Origin of the sequence: Microbacterium sp. NPDC090003 (genome assembly GCF_044748385.1) — a bacterium.
Lineage (GTDB): Bacteria > Actinomycetota > Actinomycetes > Actinomycetales > Microbacteriaceae > Microbacterium.
Genome location: NZ_JBIVFW010000001.1, coordinates 2,320,449 through 2,336,899 on the forward strand (window position 1 = coordinate 2,320,449; position 16,451 = coordinate 2,336,899).

13 protein-coding genes are annotated in these 16,451 nt (G+C 71.3%); 12 read left to right on the plus strand and 1 reads right to left on the minus strand.

Going from position 1 to position 16,451, the window contains the following annotated elements:
- Positions 1–71: 71 nt before the first annotated feature.
- The 8 genes from ACIPVN_RS11215 to ACIPVN_RS11250 are packed head-to-tail and all read left to right on the plus strand — an operon-like array spanning position 72 to position 9,183.
- On the plus strand, positions 72–1,349 hold the full coding sequence (locus tag ACIPVN_RS11215) for a hydroxymethylglutaryl-CoA reductase, degradative (protein ID WP_400442784.1): 1,278 nt from the start codon (positions 72–74) through the stop codon (positions 1,347–1,349).
- Complete coding sequence (locus ACIPVN_RS11220; protein ID WP_400442785.1) at positions 1,346–2,329, plus strand: hydroxymethylglutaryl-CoA lyase; 984 nt, start codon at positions 1,346–1,348, stop codon at positions 2,327–2,329. Before ACIPVN_RS11215 ends, ACIPVN_RS11220 begins: the two co-directional genes overlap by 4 nt.
- The gene (locus ACIPVN_RS11225; protein ID WP_400442786.1) at positions 2,326–3,555 is read left to right on the plus strand and encodes a CaiB/BaiF CoA transferase family protein; all 1,230 of its coding nucleotides are present in this window, start codon (positions 2,326–2,328) and stop codon (positions 3,553–3,555) included. The genes ACIPVN_RS11220 and ACIPVN_RS11225 overlap by 4 nt, the downstream gene beginning before the upstream one ends.
- The gene (locus tag ACIPVN_RS11230) at positions 3,552–4,382 is read left to right on the plus strand and encodes a MaoC family dehydratase N-terminal domain-containing protein (protein ID WP_400442787.1); all 831 of its coding nucleotides are present in this window, start codon (positions 3,552–3,554) and stop codon (positions 4,380–4,382) included. Before ACIPVN_RS11225 ends, ACIPVN_RS11230 begins: the two co-directional genes overlap by 4 nt.
- A gap of 27 nt (positions 4,383–4,409) precedes the next feature.
- The gene (locus ACIPVN_RS11235; protein ID WP_400442788.1) at positions 4,410–5,063 is read left to right on the plus strand and encodes an FMN-binding negative transcriptional regulator; all 654 of its coding nucleotides are present in this window, start codon (positions 4,410–4,412) and stop codon (positions 5,061–5,063) included.
- Positions 5,060–6,088 carry an ornithine cyclodeaminase gene (locus tag ACIPVN_RS11240; RefSeq protein ID WP_400442012.1) on the plus strand — a complete coding sequence of 343 codons (1,029 nt, stop codon included), beginning with the start codon at positions 5,060–5,062 and terminating at the stop codon, positions 6,086–6,088. Before ACIPVN_RS11235 ends, ACIPVN_RS11240 begins: the two co-directional genes overlap by 4 nt.
- A gap of 48 nt (positions 6,089–6,136) precedes the next feature.
- The gene (locus ACIPVN_RS11245) at positions 6,137–7,606 is read left to right on the plus strand and encodes an amidohydrolase (protein WP_400442789.1); all 1,470 of its coding nucleotides are present in this window, start codon (positions 6,137–6,139) and stop codon (positions 7,604–7,606) included.
- The gene (locus ACIPVN_RS11250) at positions 7,606–9,183 is read left to right on the plus strand and encodes an amidohydrolase (RefSeq protein WP_400442790.1); all 1,578 of its coding nucleotides are present in this window, start codon (positions 7,606–7,608) and stop codon (positions 9,181–9,183) included. Before ACIPVN_RS11245 ends, ACIPVN_RS11250 begins: the two co-directional genes overlap by 1 nt.
- 340 nt (positions 9,184–9,523) lie before the next feature.
- Here ACIPVN_RS11250 and ACIPVN_RS11255 read toward each other — a convergent pair whose 3' ends face one another.
- Complete coding sequence (locus ACIPVN_RS11255) at positions 9,524–11,002, minus strand: PucR family transcriptional regulator (RefSeq protein WP_400442791.1); 1,479 nt, start codon at positions 11,000–11,002, stop codon at positions 9,524–9,526.
- Positions 11,003–11,075: 73 nt separating this feature from the next.
- Here ACIPVN_RS11255 and ACIPVN_RS11260 point away from each other — a divergent pair, with 73 nt between their 5' ends.
- The 4 genes from ACIPVN_RS11260 (at position 11,076) to ACIPVN_RS11275 (ending at position 16,450) form a co-directional block, all read left to right on the plus strand.
- The gene (locus tag ACIPVN_RS11260) at positions 11,076–12,182 is read left to right on the plus strand and encodes a DUF917 domain-containing protein (protein WP_400442792.1); all 1,107 of its coding nucleotides are present in this window, start codon (positions 11,076–11,078) and stop codon (positions 12,180–12,182) included.
- A complete protein-coding gene (locus ACIPVN_RS11265) occupies positions 12,179–13,753 on the plus strand; it encodes a hydantoinase/oxoprolinase N-terminal domain-containing protein (RefSeq protein ID WP_400442793.1) in 1,575 nt (524 codons plus the stop codon). The genes ACIPVN_RS11260 and ACIPVN_RS11265 overlap by 4 nt, the downstream gene beginning before the upstream one ends.
- Positions 13,754–13,815: 62 nt before the next feature.
- Positions 13,816–15,405, plus strand: coding sequence for an ABC transporter substrate-binding protein (locus tag ACIPVN_RS11270; RefSeq protein WP_400442794.1), 1,590 nt, complete (start codon positions 13,816–13,818; stop codon positions 15,403–15,405).
- Between the two features lies 1 nt (position 15,406).
- Entirely contained in the window at positions 15,407–16,450 is a 1,044-nt protein-coding gene (locus tag ACIPVN_RS11275; protein ID WP_400442795.1) for an ABC transporter permease, read from the plus strand.
- Position 16,451: the final 1 nt, after the last annotated feature.

The window sequence follows — 16,451 nt, forward strand, 5'->3', positions numbered from 1 at the left end:
CCGCCCGCTCCTAGTGTCTTCCTTGACCACAGCGCCGATGACCCGGTCGCTGTCCCGAAGGAAGGTGGCCGATGTCGATCAACAGCCGAATCTCCGGACTCCGCGATCACACCCCCGATGAGCGGCTCGCCCTCGTCGCGCAGGGTGCGGAGCTGGACGCGGATGCTCTGAAGGCACTGCGCCCGGACGGCGGGCTCTCGCTCGCCCAGGCCGACCACATGGTCGAGAACGTCGTCGGCCTCATCTCGGTGCCGGTCGGCGTCGCCACGAACTTCACGATCGACGGACGCGACCGCCTGATCCCGATGGCCACCGAGGAGCCGAGCGTCGTCGCCGCCGCCTCGAACGCCGCCCGCATGGCCCGCGGCCACGGCGGCTTCACAACCTCGTACACGGGTGACGTGATGATCGCGCAGATCCAGGTGCTCGAGGCGGTCGATCCGCACGGCGCCCGCTTCGCGCTGCTCGAGGCGAAGGACGAACTGCTCGAACTCGCGAACCAGCAGGACCCGATGCTGGTCTCGCTCGGCGGCGGGGCGTTCGACATCTCGGTGCGCGTGCTTCCCACCCGCGCCGGAGTGCAGGTCATCGTGCACCTGCACGTCGACGTGCGCGATGCGATGGGTGCGAACGCGGTCAACACGATGGCCGAGGCCATCGCCCCGCGCATCGCCGAGCTCGCCGGCACCCGCACGCTGCTGCGCATCCTCACCAACAAGGCCGAGCTGCGCCTCACCCGCGCCCGCGCCGTGTTCGACGCCGAACTGCTGGGCGGCCCGCAGGTCGTCGACGACATCGTCGCCGCGAGCGCGTTCGCCGAGGCCGACCCCTACCGCGCGGCCACGCACAACAAGGGCATCATGAACGGCATCACCGCCGTCGTGCTCGCCACCGGCAACGACACCCGCGCGGTGGAGTCGGGCTGCCACTCGCACGCGGCCCGCACCGGCGGCTACACGGCGCTGTCGCAGTTCGAGAAGGATGCCGACGGCAACCTCGTCGGCACGCTCGAGGTGCCCCTCGCCGTCGGCCTCGTCGGCGGTGCGACCCGCGCGCACCCCACCGCGCAGGCGTCGGTGAAGCTGCTGGGCGTCGAGACCGCACGTGAGCTCGCGAGCGTGATCGCCGCGGTCGGGCTCGCCCAGAACCTCGCCGCGTGCCGGGCGCTCGCCGCCGAAGGCATCCAGCGGGGGCACATGACCCTGCACGCACGCACGGTCGCGGCATCCGCCGGTGCCGAGGTCGACGAGATCGGCGCGGTCGCCGCCCGCATCGTCGCCGACCGCCGCATCCGGGTCGAGTACGCCCGCGAGGTGCTCGCCGAGCTGCGCGGCGGGGCCGGCGCATGAGCGCCACGGTCCCGGCGCCGCGGGTGATCCGCGAGGAGGGGCTCCCCTCCCGCGTCACCGTGTTCGAGGTGGGTCCGCGCGACGGCCTGCAGGCCGAGACCGACATCATCCCCGCCGCCGTCAAGATCCAGCTCTGCCGTCGGCTGTACGCGGCCGGCAGTCGCGACCTCGAGGTGACGAGCTTCGTGCCGCCGACCTGGATCCCCCAGCTCGCCGACGCCGAGCAGGTCGTCGCCGGTCTCGAGGTGCCCGCGGGGTCCCGCGCGGTCGGCCTCGTGCCGAACCTCCGCGGCCTGCAGCGCGCGATCGACGCCGGCATCCGCGAGGTGTCGGTGGTCGTCAGCGCCACCGAGTCGTTCGCGAAGGCCAACCTCAACACGACCCGCTCGGGTGCCATCGACCGCGCGGTCGAGGTGATCGCTGCGGCGACCGCGCAGGGAATCCCCGTGCGCGGCTACGTCTCGATGGCCTTCGGCGATCCCTGGGAGGGGAGCGTCGACACGGATGCCGTCACCGAAGCCGCGCGCGCCCTGCACGAGGCCGGAGCCCGGAAGATCGCGATCAGCGACACGATCGGCGTCGCCACCCCCGGCCACACGATCGCGGTCATCGACGAGGCCCTCGACGCCGGCATCCCCGTCGATGCGATCGCCCTGCACCTGCACGACACCTACGGGCAGTCGCTCGCGAACGTGCACGCCGCCCTGCGACTCGGTGTCGCCGAGTTCGACGCGTCGGTCGGCGGCCTCGGCCGTTGCCCCTACGCCAAGGGCGCGACCGGTAATCTCGCGACGGAGGACCTCGTGTGGATGCTGCACGGCCTCGGCATCGAGACCGGACTCGATCTCGAAGCCCTGGCCGCCACCACGCTCTGGCTCTCCCGCATCCGCAGCGTGCGTCCCGCGTCGAACGTGGCTCGCGCGTTCGCGGCCGCCGGACTCGACACCCCCGAACCCGCACAGGAGGTCACGCCCGCATGATCGACAGCACTCTCCCCGCCCCCGGCGCGCTCGCCGGAGTCACCGTGATCGACCTGTCGCGCGTGCTCGCCGGCCCGTACGCCTCGCAGACCCTCGCCGACCTCGGGGCGACGGTCATCAAGGTCGAGAACCCGCGCGACCCCGACGTGTCGCGCGGGTTCCCGCCGTACCTCACCGACGGCGACGAGGAGTTCAGCGCGTACTACGCCCAGTACAACCGCGGAAAGCTCGGCGTCGGTCTCGACCTCGCGACCCCCGAGGGCAAGGAGGTGCTGAAAGACCTCGTACGCGGTGCCGACGTGCTCGTCGAGAACTTCCGCCCGGGCACCATGGAGAAGCTCGGCGTCGGCTACGAGGTGCTGCGCGAGATCAACCCGCGCCTGGTCTACACCGCCATTTCGGGGTACGGCCGCACGGGGTCGCGCAGCAAGCGCCCCGCCTTCGACAACACGGCCCAGGCCGCGGGCGGCATCTGGTCGATGAACGGCTACGCCGAGCATCCGCCCGTACGCGTCGGCGTCACGATCGGCGACCTCTCGGCGACCCTGTTCGCGGTGATCGGCACGCTCGCCGCCCTACGTCACGCCGAGGCGACCGGCATCGGCCAGGTCGTCGACGTCGCACAGGTCGACAGCATCGTCGCGCTCACCGAGACCGCGGTCGTCGACTACACCGTCACCGGCAACGTCGCCTCTCCGCAGGGCAACGCGCACGCCTGGGTGCGCCCCTACGAGCTGTTCGACTGCGCCGACGGCCAGGTCTTCTTCGGGGCCTACACCGACAAGCTCTGGAACGCGAGCTGCGACCTGTTCGGCACCCCCGAGCTCAAGGACGACCCCGAGATCGACACCATGCGCAAGCGGTTCGAGACCGACGTCTACGAGCGACGGGTCAAGCCGATCGTGGCGGGCTGGCTCGCCTCGCGCACCAAGCAGGAACTCGAAGACCTCGCGGGCGACGTCGTGCCGCTCACGGCCGTCAAGACGATCGGCGAGGTGGTCGAGGACCCGGGCACTGCCGAGCGCGACATGATCGTCGAGGCCGACTACGGCGACCTGGGCGTCCTGCGCATGTTCGGTCAGCCGATCAAGCTGTCGGAGACCCCCGCGACCCCCGCGCGCACCGCCAACCGCTTCGCCGAGCACGCCGACGAGGTGCTGGCGCGGTTCGCCGGGTACGACGCCGCGCGCATCGCCGAGCTGCGTGCCGCCGGGGCACTGCCGTGAGCACCCCCGCGCCCGTCGTGCGCACCGCGCCCATCACCGCCGACACCGTCGAGGCGTACCGCGGCACGTTCGCGGCATCCGATCCCGCGCTCGCCGCGGGAGATCTGCTGCCCGCGGCCTGGGAGGGCGTGTTCTTTCCGTTCGCGGTGCCGCTCGCCGATCTGCGGCCCGACGGCACCCCGGCACGCGACGGCGTGGTGCCCGAGATCGACCTGCCCCGACGGATGTATGCGGGCGAGACGACCGAGTTCCTGCGGCCGATCCGCCTGGGCGACGAGGTCGTGCAGACCACGACGCTCGGCTCGGTGGTCGACAAGACCGGCTCTCGCGGGCGCCTGACCTTCGTCGACATCGTGCGCGAGTACGCGGTCTCAGGCGAGGTCGCGGTGCGCAGTGTGTGGCACGACGTGTTCCTCGAGGCGGCGGATCCGGATGCTCCCGCTCGCGCCCCGCGCCCCGACCCGTCGATCGCGGCGGAGGGGGAGTGGGTCGAAGAGCTCACACCGGACGCGCGCCAGCTGTTCCGCTTCTCGGCGCTCACGTTCAACACGCACCTCATCCACTACGACCGCGTCTGGGCGCGCGACGTGGAGGGCCTGCCCGACCTGCTCGTGCACGGGCCGCTGACGCGCATCCTGCTGATGGACGCCGCCCGTCGCCACGCGCCCGAGCGTGTTCCCGCCGGCCTCGACGTGCGGGCGATCGCCCCGGTGCTCGTCGACCGACCGCTGCGCCTCGTCGGGAACACCCTGCCCGACGGCATCCGCGTCACCGCCGTCGACGCCGACGACGTCGTGCTCGCCACCGCCGACATCACCTGGGCCTGACGGCCACCCACCCCCCCTGGAGACACCGTGAGGCACAACCCGGACTACGCCCTCGACGACGTCGAGACCGTGCGCGCGCTCGTGCGCGAGAACCCGTGGGCGACGATCGTCAGCCACGTGCCCGGCGCCGGCCTCGTCGCCTCGCACTACCCGGTGCTGCTCGAAGAGGATGCCGAGGGCGTCTCGATCGTGAGCCACGTCGGACGCCCCGACGAGCGGCTGCATCAGCTGGGTCAGCACGAGACGATGGTGATCATCTACGGTCCGCAGGGGTACGTCTCGCCGAGCTGGTACGGCACGTCGCCGGCGGTTCCGACGTGGGACTTCGCCGTCGCGCACCTCCACGGCACCCCCGAGATCCTCTCCGATGACGAGAATCTCGCGGTGCTCGACCGCCTCGTGAGCTGGTTCGAGAGCCCGCTGCCCGATCCCTTCCTGATGCGCCGCACGCTCGAGAACACGGCGTATGCCGAGCGCATCGTGCACGGCACCGTCGGTTTCCGGCTGCGCGTGGAGCGCGTCGAGGCCAAGGAGAAGATGCACCAGGACAAGTCCCCCGAGGTGATCGCCCGCGTGATCGATGCGCTGCGCCGCCCCGGCCCCTATGAGAACCCGAAGCTCGCCGATCGCATCGCGGATGTGAACCGCGACGTGCTCGATGGAAAGGAAGTGACCGCATGACCGCGTTCGTGGGTGTGCAGGACATGGTGGAGTGGATTTCGCGCCGTGGTGCGGAGTCGATCATGACCGAGATGGCGGACACGATCGAGGCGGATTTCCGTCGCTGGGAGTCGTTCGACAAGAGTGAGCGGGTCGCGAACCATACGCCGTTCGGGGTGATCGAGCTCATGCCGATCAGCGATCCCGACGTGTACGCGTTCAAGTACGTGAACGGTCATCCGTTCAATCCGGGTCGCGGGTACCAGACCGTGACGGCGTTCGGTGTGCTCGCCGACGTGCACAACGGTTATCCGGTGTTCCTCGCGGAGATGACGATGCTCACGGCGTTGCGGACGGCGGCGACGTCGGCGATGGTCGCCCGTCGTCTCGCGCGGCCGGATTCGTCGACGATGGCGATGATCGGGGCGGGTAGTCAGGCGGAGTTCCAGGCGCTCGCGTTCCGGGGGGTGCTGGGTGTCTCGCGGCTGCGGATCTATGACGTCGACCCTGCGGCGTCGGCGAAGTTCGTGCGTAATCTCGCGCCGCGCGGGTTCGATATCACGGTGTGCGCGTCGGCGTCGGAGGCGGCCGCCGGTGCTGACATCGTCACGACGTGCACGGCCGATAAGGCGGTCGCGCAGGTGCTGGCGGATGCCGACGTCGCCCCGGGTATGCACATCAACACGATCGGCGGCGACTGCCCGGGCAAGACCGAGCTCGACCCGCGGATCCTCGACCGCGGCCCGGTGTTCGTGGAGTACACGCCCCAGACGCGCGTCGAGGGCGAGATCCAGAACGTCGCCGCCGACTTCCCGGTGACGGAGTTCTGGCAGGTGCTGAATGGCACGGCGGTGGGGCGCACCTCGCCCGAGCAGGTGACGATCTTCGATTCGGTCGGTTTCGCGATCGAGGACTTCTCGGCGCTGCGGCACCTGCGCGCCGACCTCGCGGGCACGGGTCTCGACACCGAGATCGACCTCGTCGCCGCCCCCGAGGACCCGAAAGACCTCTTCGGCTTCGCGACCTCACCCGTCCCCGTCGCCTGACGGCCCGTATTCCCGACCATCCGCGCGGTACGCGCCGAGAGGAGCAGCATGACCGAGTCCCTCACCCTCCGGAACGTTCGTCCGTACGACGGCGGCGAGCCGGTCGACGTGCTCGTGCGCGACGGTGTGATCGCGGAGATCGCCCCGGCGGGATCGGCCGCGCCGGCGGGCGAGGTCGTCGACGCGGGCGGCCGCTGGATCGGCCCGGGGTTCTGGGACGCGCACGTGCACTTCACGCAGCACGTGATCCGCCGCCGGCGCCTCGACCTCACCGAGACCCACAGCGCCGACGACGTGCTCGACATCGTGCGGCGGGCACGCGCCGAGGGTGCGCCGCTGAGCGACGGGATGCTGATGGGCTACGGGTTCCGCGACGGCCTATGGCCCGTGCCGGCATCGCTCGCCGCCCTCGAGGCGACGGTCAGCGACATCCCGGTCGTGCTCGTCAGCGGCGATCTGCACTGCGGCTGGATGAACCGCGCCGCGGCCGCACGCCTGGGCGTCGAACTCGACGAGACGGGGCTGCTGCGCGAGGGGCCGTGGATCGGCATCCTGCACGACTTCGACGAGGCGTCGCAGCTGCCGGCGGACGCCTACGCCGAGGCCGCCGCGGCCGCCGCCGCCCGCGGGGTCGTCGGCATCGTCGAGTACGAGAAGACCGACAACATCGCCGAGTGGTCGGCACGCACGGCCGGCGGGCTCACGAGCCTCCGCGCCGACATCGCCGTGTGGCCCGACCTGCTCGAGCAGGTGATCGCCTCCGGCGTCCGCACCGGCGACATCGTCGACGAGGCCGGTCTCATCACCTTCGGCCGCCTCAAGGTCGTCGTCGACGGCTCGCTGAACACCCGTACCGCCTGGTGCTGGGACCCGTACCCCGGTATGGACCCCGGCCACCCGCACGCCTGCGGCATGGAGAGCGTACCGATCCCCGAGCTGCGTCGACTGCTCGAGCGCGCCCGCGGCGCCGGCATCGAGGCCGCCGTGCACGCGATCGGCGACCGGGCGAACACCGAGGTGCTCGACACGTTCGAGGCCCTCGACATGAAGGGCGTGATCGAGCACGCCCAGCTCGTGCGCGACGACGACTTCGCCCGCTTCGCCGCGCTCGGCCTGATCGCCAGCGTGCAACCCGAGCACGCCATGGACGACCGCGATGTCGCCGACCACCACTGGGCCGGCCGTACCGGGCGCGCCTTCGCGTTCGGGTCGCTGCACCGCTCGGGCGCGACCCTGCGCCTGGGATCGGATGCCCCGGTGGCCCCGCTCGACCCGTGGATCTCGCTCAGCGCGGCCACCGCGCGCAGCCGCGGCGACCGCGGCGCGTGGCACCCCGAACAGCGTCTTCCGCTCGACGTGGCGCTCGCGGCATCCGTTCGCACCACGTTCGCGGTCGGGCAGCCCGCCGACCTCGTGATCGGTGACCGCGACCCCTACGCGAGCGACCGCGACGAACTGCGGTCCATGCCCGTCGCCGCGACCCTGCTCGGCGGACACTTCACCCACCGGGAGCTGTGATGACCACCTTCACGAACGGCCGCGTGTTCACGGGCGAGAGCGAGACCGCGTTCGCCTCGGCGTTCCGCATCGTCGACGGGATCGTCGACTGGGTCGGCGATGCCTCGGAGGTGACCGACGCGGATGCCGTCGACCTCGGCGGCCGCACCGTGCTGCCCGGTCTGCTCGACAGCCACACGCACCCCGCGCTGCTCGCGGGCACCGCAGCGGCGGCCGAGTGCTTCCCGCCCGCCGTTCTGAGCGCCGACGACCTCGTACGCGTGCTCGACGCGCACGCCACGACGATCTCCGGGGCGGATGCCTGGGTGCTGGGGCGCGGATTCGACGACACCAAGTTCCCCGAGGGGCGGATGCCGACGGCCGCCGACCTCGACCGCGTCGCCACCGATCGCCCGGTGCTGGTCTGGCGCTGCGACGCGCACTCGGCCGTCTGCAACACCCGGGCGCTCGAGATCGCCGGCATCACCGCAGCGACGGTGGACCCCGAGGGTGCGCGGTTCGAACGCGATGCCGACGGGAACCCGAACGGAGTGCTGACCGAGATCGCCGCCGTCAACGCCGTGGCCGCATTCATCCCGGCGCCGAGCCGCGACGAGCAGATCGACGCGATCGTGACGATCGGCGACGAGCTCGCCTCGCGCGGCATCGTCGCGGTGTGCGACCTGCTGTCATCGCGCATCGATCGCCCGCTCGAGACCTTCCGCGCCGCCGCCGAGCGCGGCCTGCGCACCCGCGTGGCGCTGTACCCGGGGTGGGACCCGGAGGCGCCCCTCGGTGAACTCACCGACGACGAGCGCACCGGACCGATCCGGATCGCGGGCGTGAAGGTCGTGCTCGACGGCGCCTACTCCAACCGCACCGCCTGGGTGCACGACGCGTACCCCGACTCCTGCGACCATGGTCTGCGTCTCGTCGACGACGCCGACGTGCTCGCGGCGGGCGACTGGGCGCGGCGCAACGGCGTGCAACTCGCCGTGCACGCGATGGGCGACCGGGCGCTCGACCGGGTCGTGGAGCTGTTCGAGGATCAGGAGCCGTGGCTCGACGGCATCCCCTCGGTGCGTATCGAGCACGCGACGATCGTGAGCGATGCGTATCTGGAGCGTCTGCGCTCGGCGCGCATGTCGTTCGGCATCGCGACGCACACGGTGTTCTTCTTCGCCGAGTACGACGGGTACGAGAAGGCGCTGCGCGTCGAGCAGGTGCCGGATGCGTACCCGATCGCGCGCCTGTACGCGGGCCTCGAGCCTCTGGCACTGTCGTCGGACCGGCCGGCCACCGCCTGGAGCGGCGCCGACGACGTGATGCTCTCGGTCGAAGCCGCCGTGCGGCGCCGCACCTACAACGGCATCGAGTTCGGCGCCGAGGCGGCGATCACCGTGCCGCAGGCGCTGCTGCTGTACACCTCGCGGGCGGCCTCGCTGTCGCCGCTGGAGGGCGTCGGGCGTCTCGCGCCGGGGCTCGACGGCAGCTTCGCGGTGCTCGACCGCGACGTCTTCACGGTGCCCGACGACGAGATCGCCGCCGTGCGCGTGGCGGAGACGTGGATCCGCGGAGAGCGGGTCTTCGTGCGCTGAGGCTGGTTGCTCTGAGGGGTCAAGACACGCCGCGTCCCGGCATCCGTCTGCGGCGTGTTCTGACTCCTCACGTCGGTGCGCCTCCCGCACAACTGCCACCGCACAACTTCGGAGTTTCAGGACGACACTCCGGGGACGGATGCCTCGACGCGGCGTGTCTCGCCAGAAGTCCGAAGTTGTGCGAGGTGGGGCCCTTCGACAGGCTCAGGGACCCTATGCGGCTCAGGGACCCCATGCGGCTCAGGGGCCCGGTTTCCGGGCGGCGAGGGGTCAAGACACGCCGCGCGACGGCATCCGGATAGGGCGTGTTCTGACTCCTCACGGAACCCCGGCCGCCGACCTACCCGGCCCCGAGGAGCCGCACGCGGCAGGCGAGCTCGACGGCGAAGCGCGCGTCGGGGTCGGCGAGGTCGATGCCGAGCAGCTCGCGGATGCGCCGCATCCGGTAGCCCACGCCGTTCGGATGCAGCATGAGTTCGCGGCCGGCGTGCACGAGCGACCCTTCGTGCGCGAGGTACACGAGCAGGGTGCGTACCGACTGCAGGGCCCGCTCGGGACCGAGGTCGTCGAGCGGTCGCAGGATGTCGTGCAGCAGCTCGCGACTGATGGGCGAGGCGTAGACGTCGAGCAGCACCCGCCGCAGGCCCGTGACATCGGTGAGCTCGACCCCGCCGAGGCGCCCGGCGGCGATCGCCGACTCGGCCGCGATGCGCGCCTCTGCCGCCGACTGCCGCAGCCCCAGCGCGCCGACCTGCGGGGTGCCGAGTCCGAGCGTGTAGGCCCAGTCGGATCCGGCGATCTCCTGCGCCCGCTGCTGGATGAGCGTCGCGACCTCGCGCACGCGCCGCTGGTGGTCGCCGGCCCCGTGCTCCTCGGTGCACACGAGCAGCAGGTCGTCCTGCAGGAAGGCGACGTGCCACATCTCCTCCCGCGCCTCGACGAGCTGCAGCGCGAACAGTTCGAGCGCGGGTTGCACACTGCGCGGCGCCCGGGCGTCGGGGTCGGCGGTGCCGGTCGGGGCGAGCCAGGCGACCGCGTGCGACTGGGGGAGGGGCAGGCCGAGGCGGGCGGCCTGGGCGACGAAACCCTCGGCGCGTGAGGGCTCGGCGAGCACGAGCTCGACGAGCAGGTCGGCGCGCGACTGCGTGGGGGCGAACCGGTCGCGGCTCTGCCGCTGCGCGACTCGTGAGAGCAACGAGGCGATCACGGGCAGGGACACCTCGGTCGCACCGTCGGTGCGATCGGCCACGAGGCGCCCGACGAGCACCTCGCCGATGAACACGGCATCCGCATCGGTCCACGCCGCGGTCGGGTCGGGGGCGATCGACAGGGTGACGCCGAGGGCGCTGCCGGCGACCGACAGGATGCTCTCGGTCGTGCTGTCGGCGGATGCCGCGGCTTCGGTCGCGAGGGCGATGGCGTGCGCGCCGCGCATCATCGCTTCGGATGCCCCGCCCGAGATCGCCCGGTCGATGGTCTTCGCGAGGTCGGCGGCGCCGACGCCCACGGCCGAGAACACGGGCACGCCGGCGCGCTCGGCGAGCACCCGGGCGGTCTCGGCGAGCGTGAGCGGGGCGGTGAACACGAGGCCGGCGAGACCGCGGGCGCTGGCCTGCCGCAGGGCGACGTCGATGCGGAAGGGCGGTGGCTGCTCCTCGCCGTCGATGATCGCGAGGGTGCCGGTGGCGAGGGCATCGAGGCGGTCGACGGCGGCGAGGTCGACGCGCACGATCTGCCGGTCGTCGACGGGGCCCGCATGGGACCGCAGCCCGAGCCGGTCGGCGTCGTCACGAAGATCCCGCAGTGTGTACTGTGCCATGCGCACAGTATGCCGGGAAACACTGGATGCCCGAAACATTGCCGCGAGGTGAACGGCTCCGTACCGTGAACACATGGCCCAGACTTCCTCCGTCGCACCCACCGCGGCGCCGATCACCGAGATCACGGCAGACGACATCGCCGCACTCGGCGTCGGCACCGCGATCTTCGGCACCGGCGGCGGTGGCGCCGTGTACACCTCGCAGATCATGGTCGAGACCGCGCTGCGCGAGCACGGCCCCGTTCGCCTGGTGCAGGTCGACGACCTCGGTGCCGACGACGTCGTCATCCTCATGTCGGGCATCGGTGCTCCGACGGTCGGCATCGAGATGCTGGCCGCGAAGGATCAGATCCACGCGCTGCTCGCCGAGGCCGAGCGCCTCCTCGGGCGCAAGGTCACGACGCTGATGGCGGCGGAGATCGGCGGGAGCAACGGCGTGCAGCCGATCGGCTGGGCCGCCCGCCTCGGACTCCAGATCCTCGACGCCGACGGCATGGGCCGCGCGTTCCCGGATGCCGCGATGGTCGCCATGAACGTGGCCGGTGTGCCGTGCGCATGGGCCGTGCAGAGCGATGTCGTCGGCAACATCTCGGTGATGAAGACGATCGACCTGCACTGGCTCGAGCGCCACGCCCGCGCACTCACGGTCGCGAGCGGCTCGATCTGCATCGGCGCGCACTACCCGATGACCGCCGACCAGGTGAAGGGCTCGGTCATCGAGGGCACGGTGAGCGCCGCCATCCGCGTCGGCCACGCCCTGATGTCGTCGTCCGACCCGGTCGCCGCCGTCGCCGCCGAACTCGATGCCCGCGTGTTGATGACCGGCAAGATCACCGACCTCGACCGCCGCACCGTCGGCGGATTCGTGCGCGGCTCGGTGACCATCACCGGCACCGGCGCCGACCGGGGCCGCCTGCAGCGCCTCGAGTTGCAGAACGAGAACCTGCTCGTGCTGGAGGACGGCGAGGTGCTGGTGAGCGTTCCCGACCTCATCACGATCATCGACGCCGAGACCGGCCACGCGATCACCACCGAGATGCTGCGCTTCGGCCAGCGCGTCTCGGTGCTCGCCTGGGCCTGCGACCCGATCTGGCGCACGCCGCGCGGCCTGGAACTCGCCGGCCCCCTGGCCTTCGGCTACGACTTGCCGTACGTCCCGTTCGAAGGAGCGACCCGATGACCGCCCGCGATCTCTCCATCGGCGTCGACGTCGGCGGCACGAACACCGACGCGGTCGTGCTCGACGGCGAGGGCCGGGTGCTCGCCTGGACCAAGCGCGCCACCACCGACGACATCACCGGCGGCATCCGCGCGGGCATCCGCGACGTGCTCGCCACGATCGGCGACGACCGCTCCCGGGTCTCGCGCGTCATGCTCGGCACCACGCACGCGACCAACGCGATCGTGCAGCGCCGCCAGCTCGACCGGGTCGCGATGATCCGCCTCGGCGCCCCGGCCGCGACCGAATACCCGCCGCTGACGGGGTGGCCCGACGACCTCGTGCGCATGGTGCTCGCCGGCGCCACGATGCTCGGCGGCGGTCACATGGTCGACGGCACGCCGATCGCCCCGCTCGACCGCGACGGCATCCTGCGCTTCGTCGACGGCCTCGACGACTTCGACGCGATCGCCGTGGCCGGCATCTTCAGCCCCTCGTCGCCCGAGCAGGAGCTCGAGGTCGCCGATCTGCTGCGCGGCCACCTGGGGCAGGACACCCGGGTCTTCCTCAGTCAGGACATCGGCCCTACGGGGCTGCTCGAGCGCGAGAACGCGACGCTGCTCAACGCCGCTCTCTACAGCGTCGCCCGGTCGGTCACCGAGGCTCTCGTCACCGTCGTCGCCGAGGAGGGCCTCGACGCGACCACCTTCTTCGCTCAGAACGACGGCACCCTGATGTCGCTCGACTACGCCGCGCAGTACCCCGTGCTGACGATCGGCTCCGGTCCCGCGAACTCGATCCGCGGCGCCGCCTACCTCTCGGGGCACGACGACGCGATCGTGATCGACGTCGGCGGCACGACCTCCGACCTCGGCGTGGTCGTGGGCGGCTTCCCCCGCGAGTCGACCCTGCCGCGCGAGATCGGCGGAGTGCGCACGAACTTCCGGATGCCCGACATCCTCAGCGTCGGCATCGGCGGCGGCACGATCGTCGACGTCGCCTCGGGCCGCGTGGGCCCCGACTCGGTCGGCTACCGCATCGATCGGGAGGGCCTGCTGTTCGGCGGCTCCACCCCGACGCTGACGGATGCCGCGGCACTCGCCGGCAGCCCCGTCGCCGGGCGCTCGCTCCCCGCGCTGTCGTCGTCGGTGACCGAGGCGCTCGAGCAGGCGCTCGCGCGGGTCGCCGACCGCCTCGACGAAGCCGTCGAACGCCTCTCGCTCGGTCGCATGGACATCCCGCTCGTCGTCGTCGGCGGTGGCGGATTCCTCGTTCCCGACAGCCTCGCGAGCGCGGGCAGCATCCTGCGCCCCGACCACGGCGGCGTCGCCAACGCCGTCGGCGCCGCGATCTCGCTCGCCGGCGGCCGGGCCGACCAGATGGCCCCGATGGGCGATCGCGATCAGGCGATCGAGCAGGCATCCGAAGCCGCCATCGCGAAGGCGATCCAGGCCGGCGCCGACCCGTTGCAGGTGTCGATCGTCGAAGTCCTCGAGACGCACGTGCCCTACACCGCCCAGCCCACCGTCAACGTGACGGTCAAGGCCGCAGGCCCGCTCGCGCGGCTCTCGGCCGAGGTTCCGGTCCGCTGACCGGAAGAACAAGACCACAGCATCCGCAGCTCCACCCCCTCACCCGAAATCAGGAGATCGCTATGAAACGCAGTACCGCAGTACCCGTGGCCGCCGTTCTCTCTGCGCTTGCGCTGACGCTGACGTCCTGCGCGGGCTCGCCCGATTCGTCCGCGCCGACCGAGGGTGACTACGTCTCCGGTGGCACCTTCGTGACCGCCGTCGGCGACGACCCGGGTGACCTCAACCCGCTCGTCGCCGTGTCGCCCGACACCTTCGCCGTCGTCAGCCTCGCCTACGAGACGCTCATCGCCGTCACCCCCGATGGCGAGCTCGTCCCGTGGCTCGCCGAGAGCTGGGAGGAGACGGGCACCGAGGTCGTCTTCACTCTGAAGGACGGCATCACCTGCGCCGACGGCTCGGAGTTCACCGGACAGACCGTCGCCGACAACCTCAACTACAACGCCGACCCCGCGAACGCCACGTTCTCGTACGGCTCGGTCATCGACGAGAAGGTCTCGGCCACGGCCGACGGCAACACCGTCACCGTGACCAGCACCGAGAACAACCCGTTCCTCGCGGTCAACGTCGGCACGATCATGCTCGTGTGCGATGCCGGCCTCGCCGATCCGTCCACGCTGTCGGACGCCACCGACGGCACCGGGCTGTACACGATGACCGACATCAAGCCGGGTGACACGTACACGTTCACCAAGCGCGACGACTACACGTGGGGTCCCGACGACGTCACGAGCGACACTGTCGGTCTGCCCGACGCGATCGAGTCGCGCGTCGTGAGCGACGAGAGCACCGCGGCGAACCTGCTGGTCTCGGGCGAGATCAACGCGGCGACCATCTCGGGCGCCGACCGCGCTCGACTCGACGGCGCAGGACTCACCCACACGGGTGTGCGCAACCCCGTCGGCATGATCCTCTTCAACGAGAAGGAGGGGCGTCCGTTCTCCGACCCGCTCGTGCGCGAGGCGCTGTCGATCGCGATCGACCGCGACGAGGTCGGCACGGTCATCGCCGATGGCGAAGGACTCCCGTCCGAGTCGCTCGTGACCAAGAACCCGTTGCTCTGCGTGGCCGGCGGCCCGAAGTGGGAGCTGCCCGAGACCGACACCGAGCGTGCCGGCGAACTGCTCGACGAGGCCGGCTGGACGCTCGGCTCCGACGGCAAGCGTTCCAAGGATGGCGAGCCGCTCGTCATCAAGTTCATCTACAACGCGCCGACCTCGACGCACGCCGCCTCGGCGGAGCTCGTCAAGGAGACGTGGGATGCTCTGGGTGTGACCACCGAACTGTTCGCGAACGACGCCGCGGCGTGGTCGGAGCAGCTCTACTCGACGTTCGACTGGGACACCGGCTGGGTGCAGATCGCGCCGGGCGGACCCGTCGTGCTCTCGACCTTCTTCGAGGGAGCGACCCCCGACCAGGGCGGCCTGAACTTCATGTTCGTCGACAACCCGGAGTACTCGGCACTGGCCGCTGAAGCGTCGAGCGCCGAGCCCGACGCCGCGTGCGACATCTGGCAGGATGCCGAGGCCGAGCTCATCAACCGCTTCGACGTGTTCCCGGTGATCGACAACATCCTGCCGACCTACCAGTCGGGTGCGGTGTTCGATCAGCCGAACTTCATCCAGCCCACCTCGATCCGGATGCTCGGCTGACATGACGATCACTCCTCCTCCCGCGACCGCCGAGGTGGTCGACACGTCCACGGCCGCCCTGGCGGCGCGGGTGGAGGAGCGCCGTCTGCGTCGCGGCCTCTCGCCGCGCACCGCGTTCCTGCTCCGCCGTCTCGGGCGGCTGGTGATCTCGCTCGCCGTGGTCATCGTCGCCTCGTTCCTGCTCATGTACCTCGTGCCCGGTGACCCGGTGCGCGCGGCGCTGGGCAACAGCGCCACACCGCAGCTCGTCGAGGCGACCCGCGCCCAGCTCGGCCTCGACCGGCCGATGTGGGAGCAGTTCTTCCGCTTCATCGGAGGGCTGTTCACGGGCGACCTCGGCACCTCGGTGCGGCTCCAGCGCCCGGTGGCGGATGTCATCGCCCAGCGCTTCCCGACCACGCTGCTGCTCGCGGTGCTCGCCTTCGTCATCGCCGTCGTCGGAGCGCTGCCCGCGGGTATCGGTGCGGCGGTGCTGGCCCGCTCGGGTCGCCGCCGCGGACTGTCGATGACGCTCTCGGCCGTGCTCGGCATCCTGATCGCCGTGCCCAGCTTCCTCGTGGCGGTCGGCCTCATCTCGCTCTTCGCGGTGCAGCTCGGCTGGCTGCCGGCGGCGGGGTGGGGCAAGCCGGCGGATGCCGTGCTGCCGGTCATCGCGCTGGCGATCGGCCCGATGGCCTACCTCGTGCGCATCGTGCAGGTCGAGATGCTGGCGGTGCTCGACACCACCTACATGACCACCGCCCGGGCCAAGCGACTGCCGCGGCGTCTGGTGTACCTGCGCCACGCGCTGCCGAACATCGTCACCGCGTCGCTCACCGTCGGCGGGCTCATCCTCGCCGGCCTCACCGCCGCGACCGTGCTCATCGAGACCGTCTTCGCGATCCCCGGGCTCGGCACGATCATGGTCTCGTCGGTCGGGGCCAAGGACTACCCGATGGTGCAGGGCGTCGTCATCGTCTACGCCCTCATCGTGCTGGGCGTGAACCTCGTCGTCGATGTCATCCTCGCCACCATCGATCCCCGTTCGTCGATCACGGAGGGCTGAG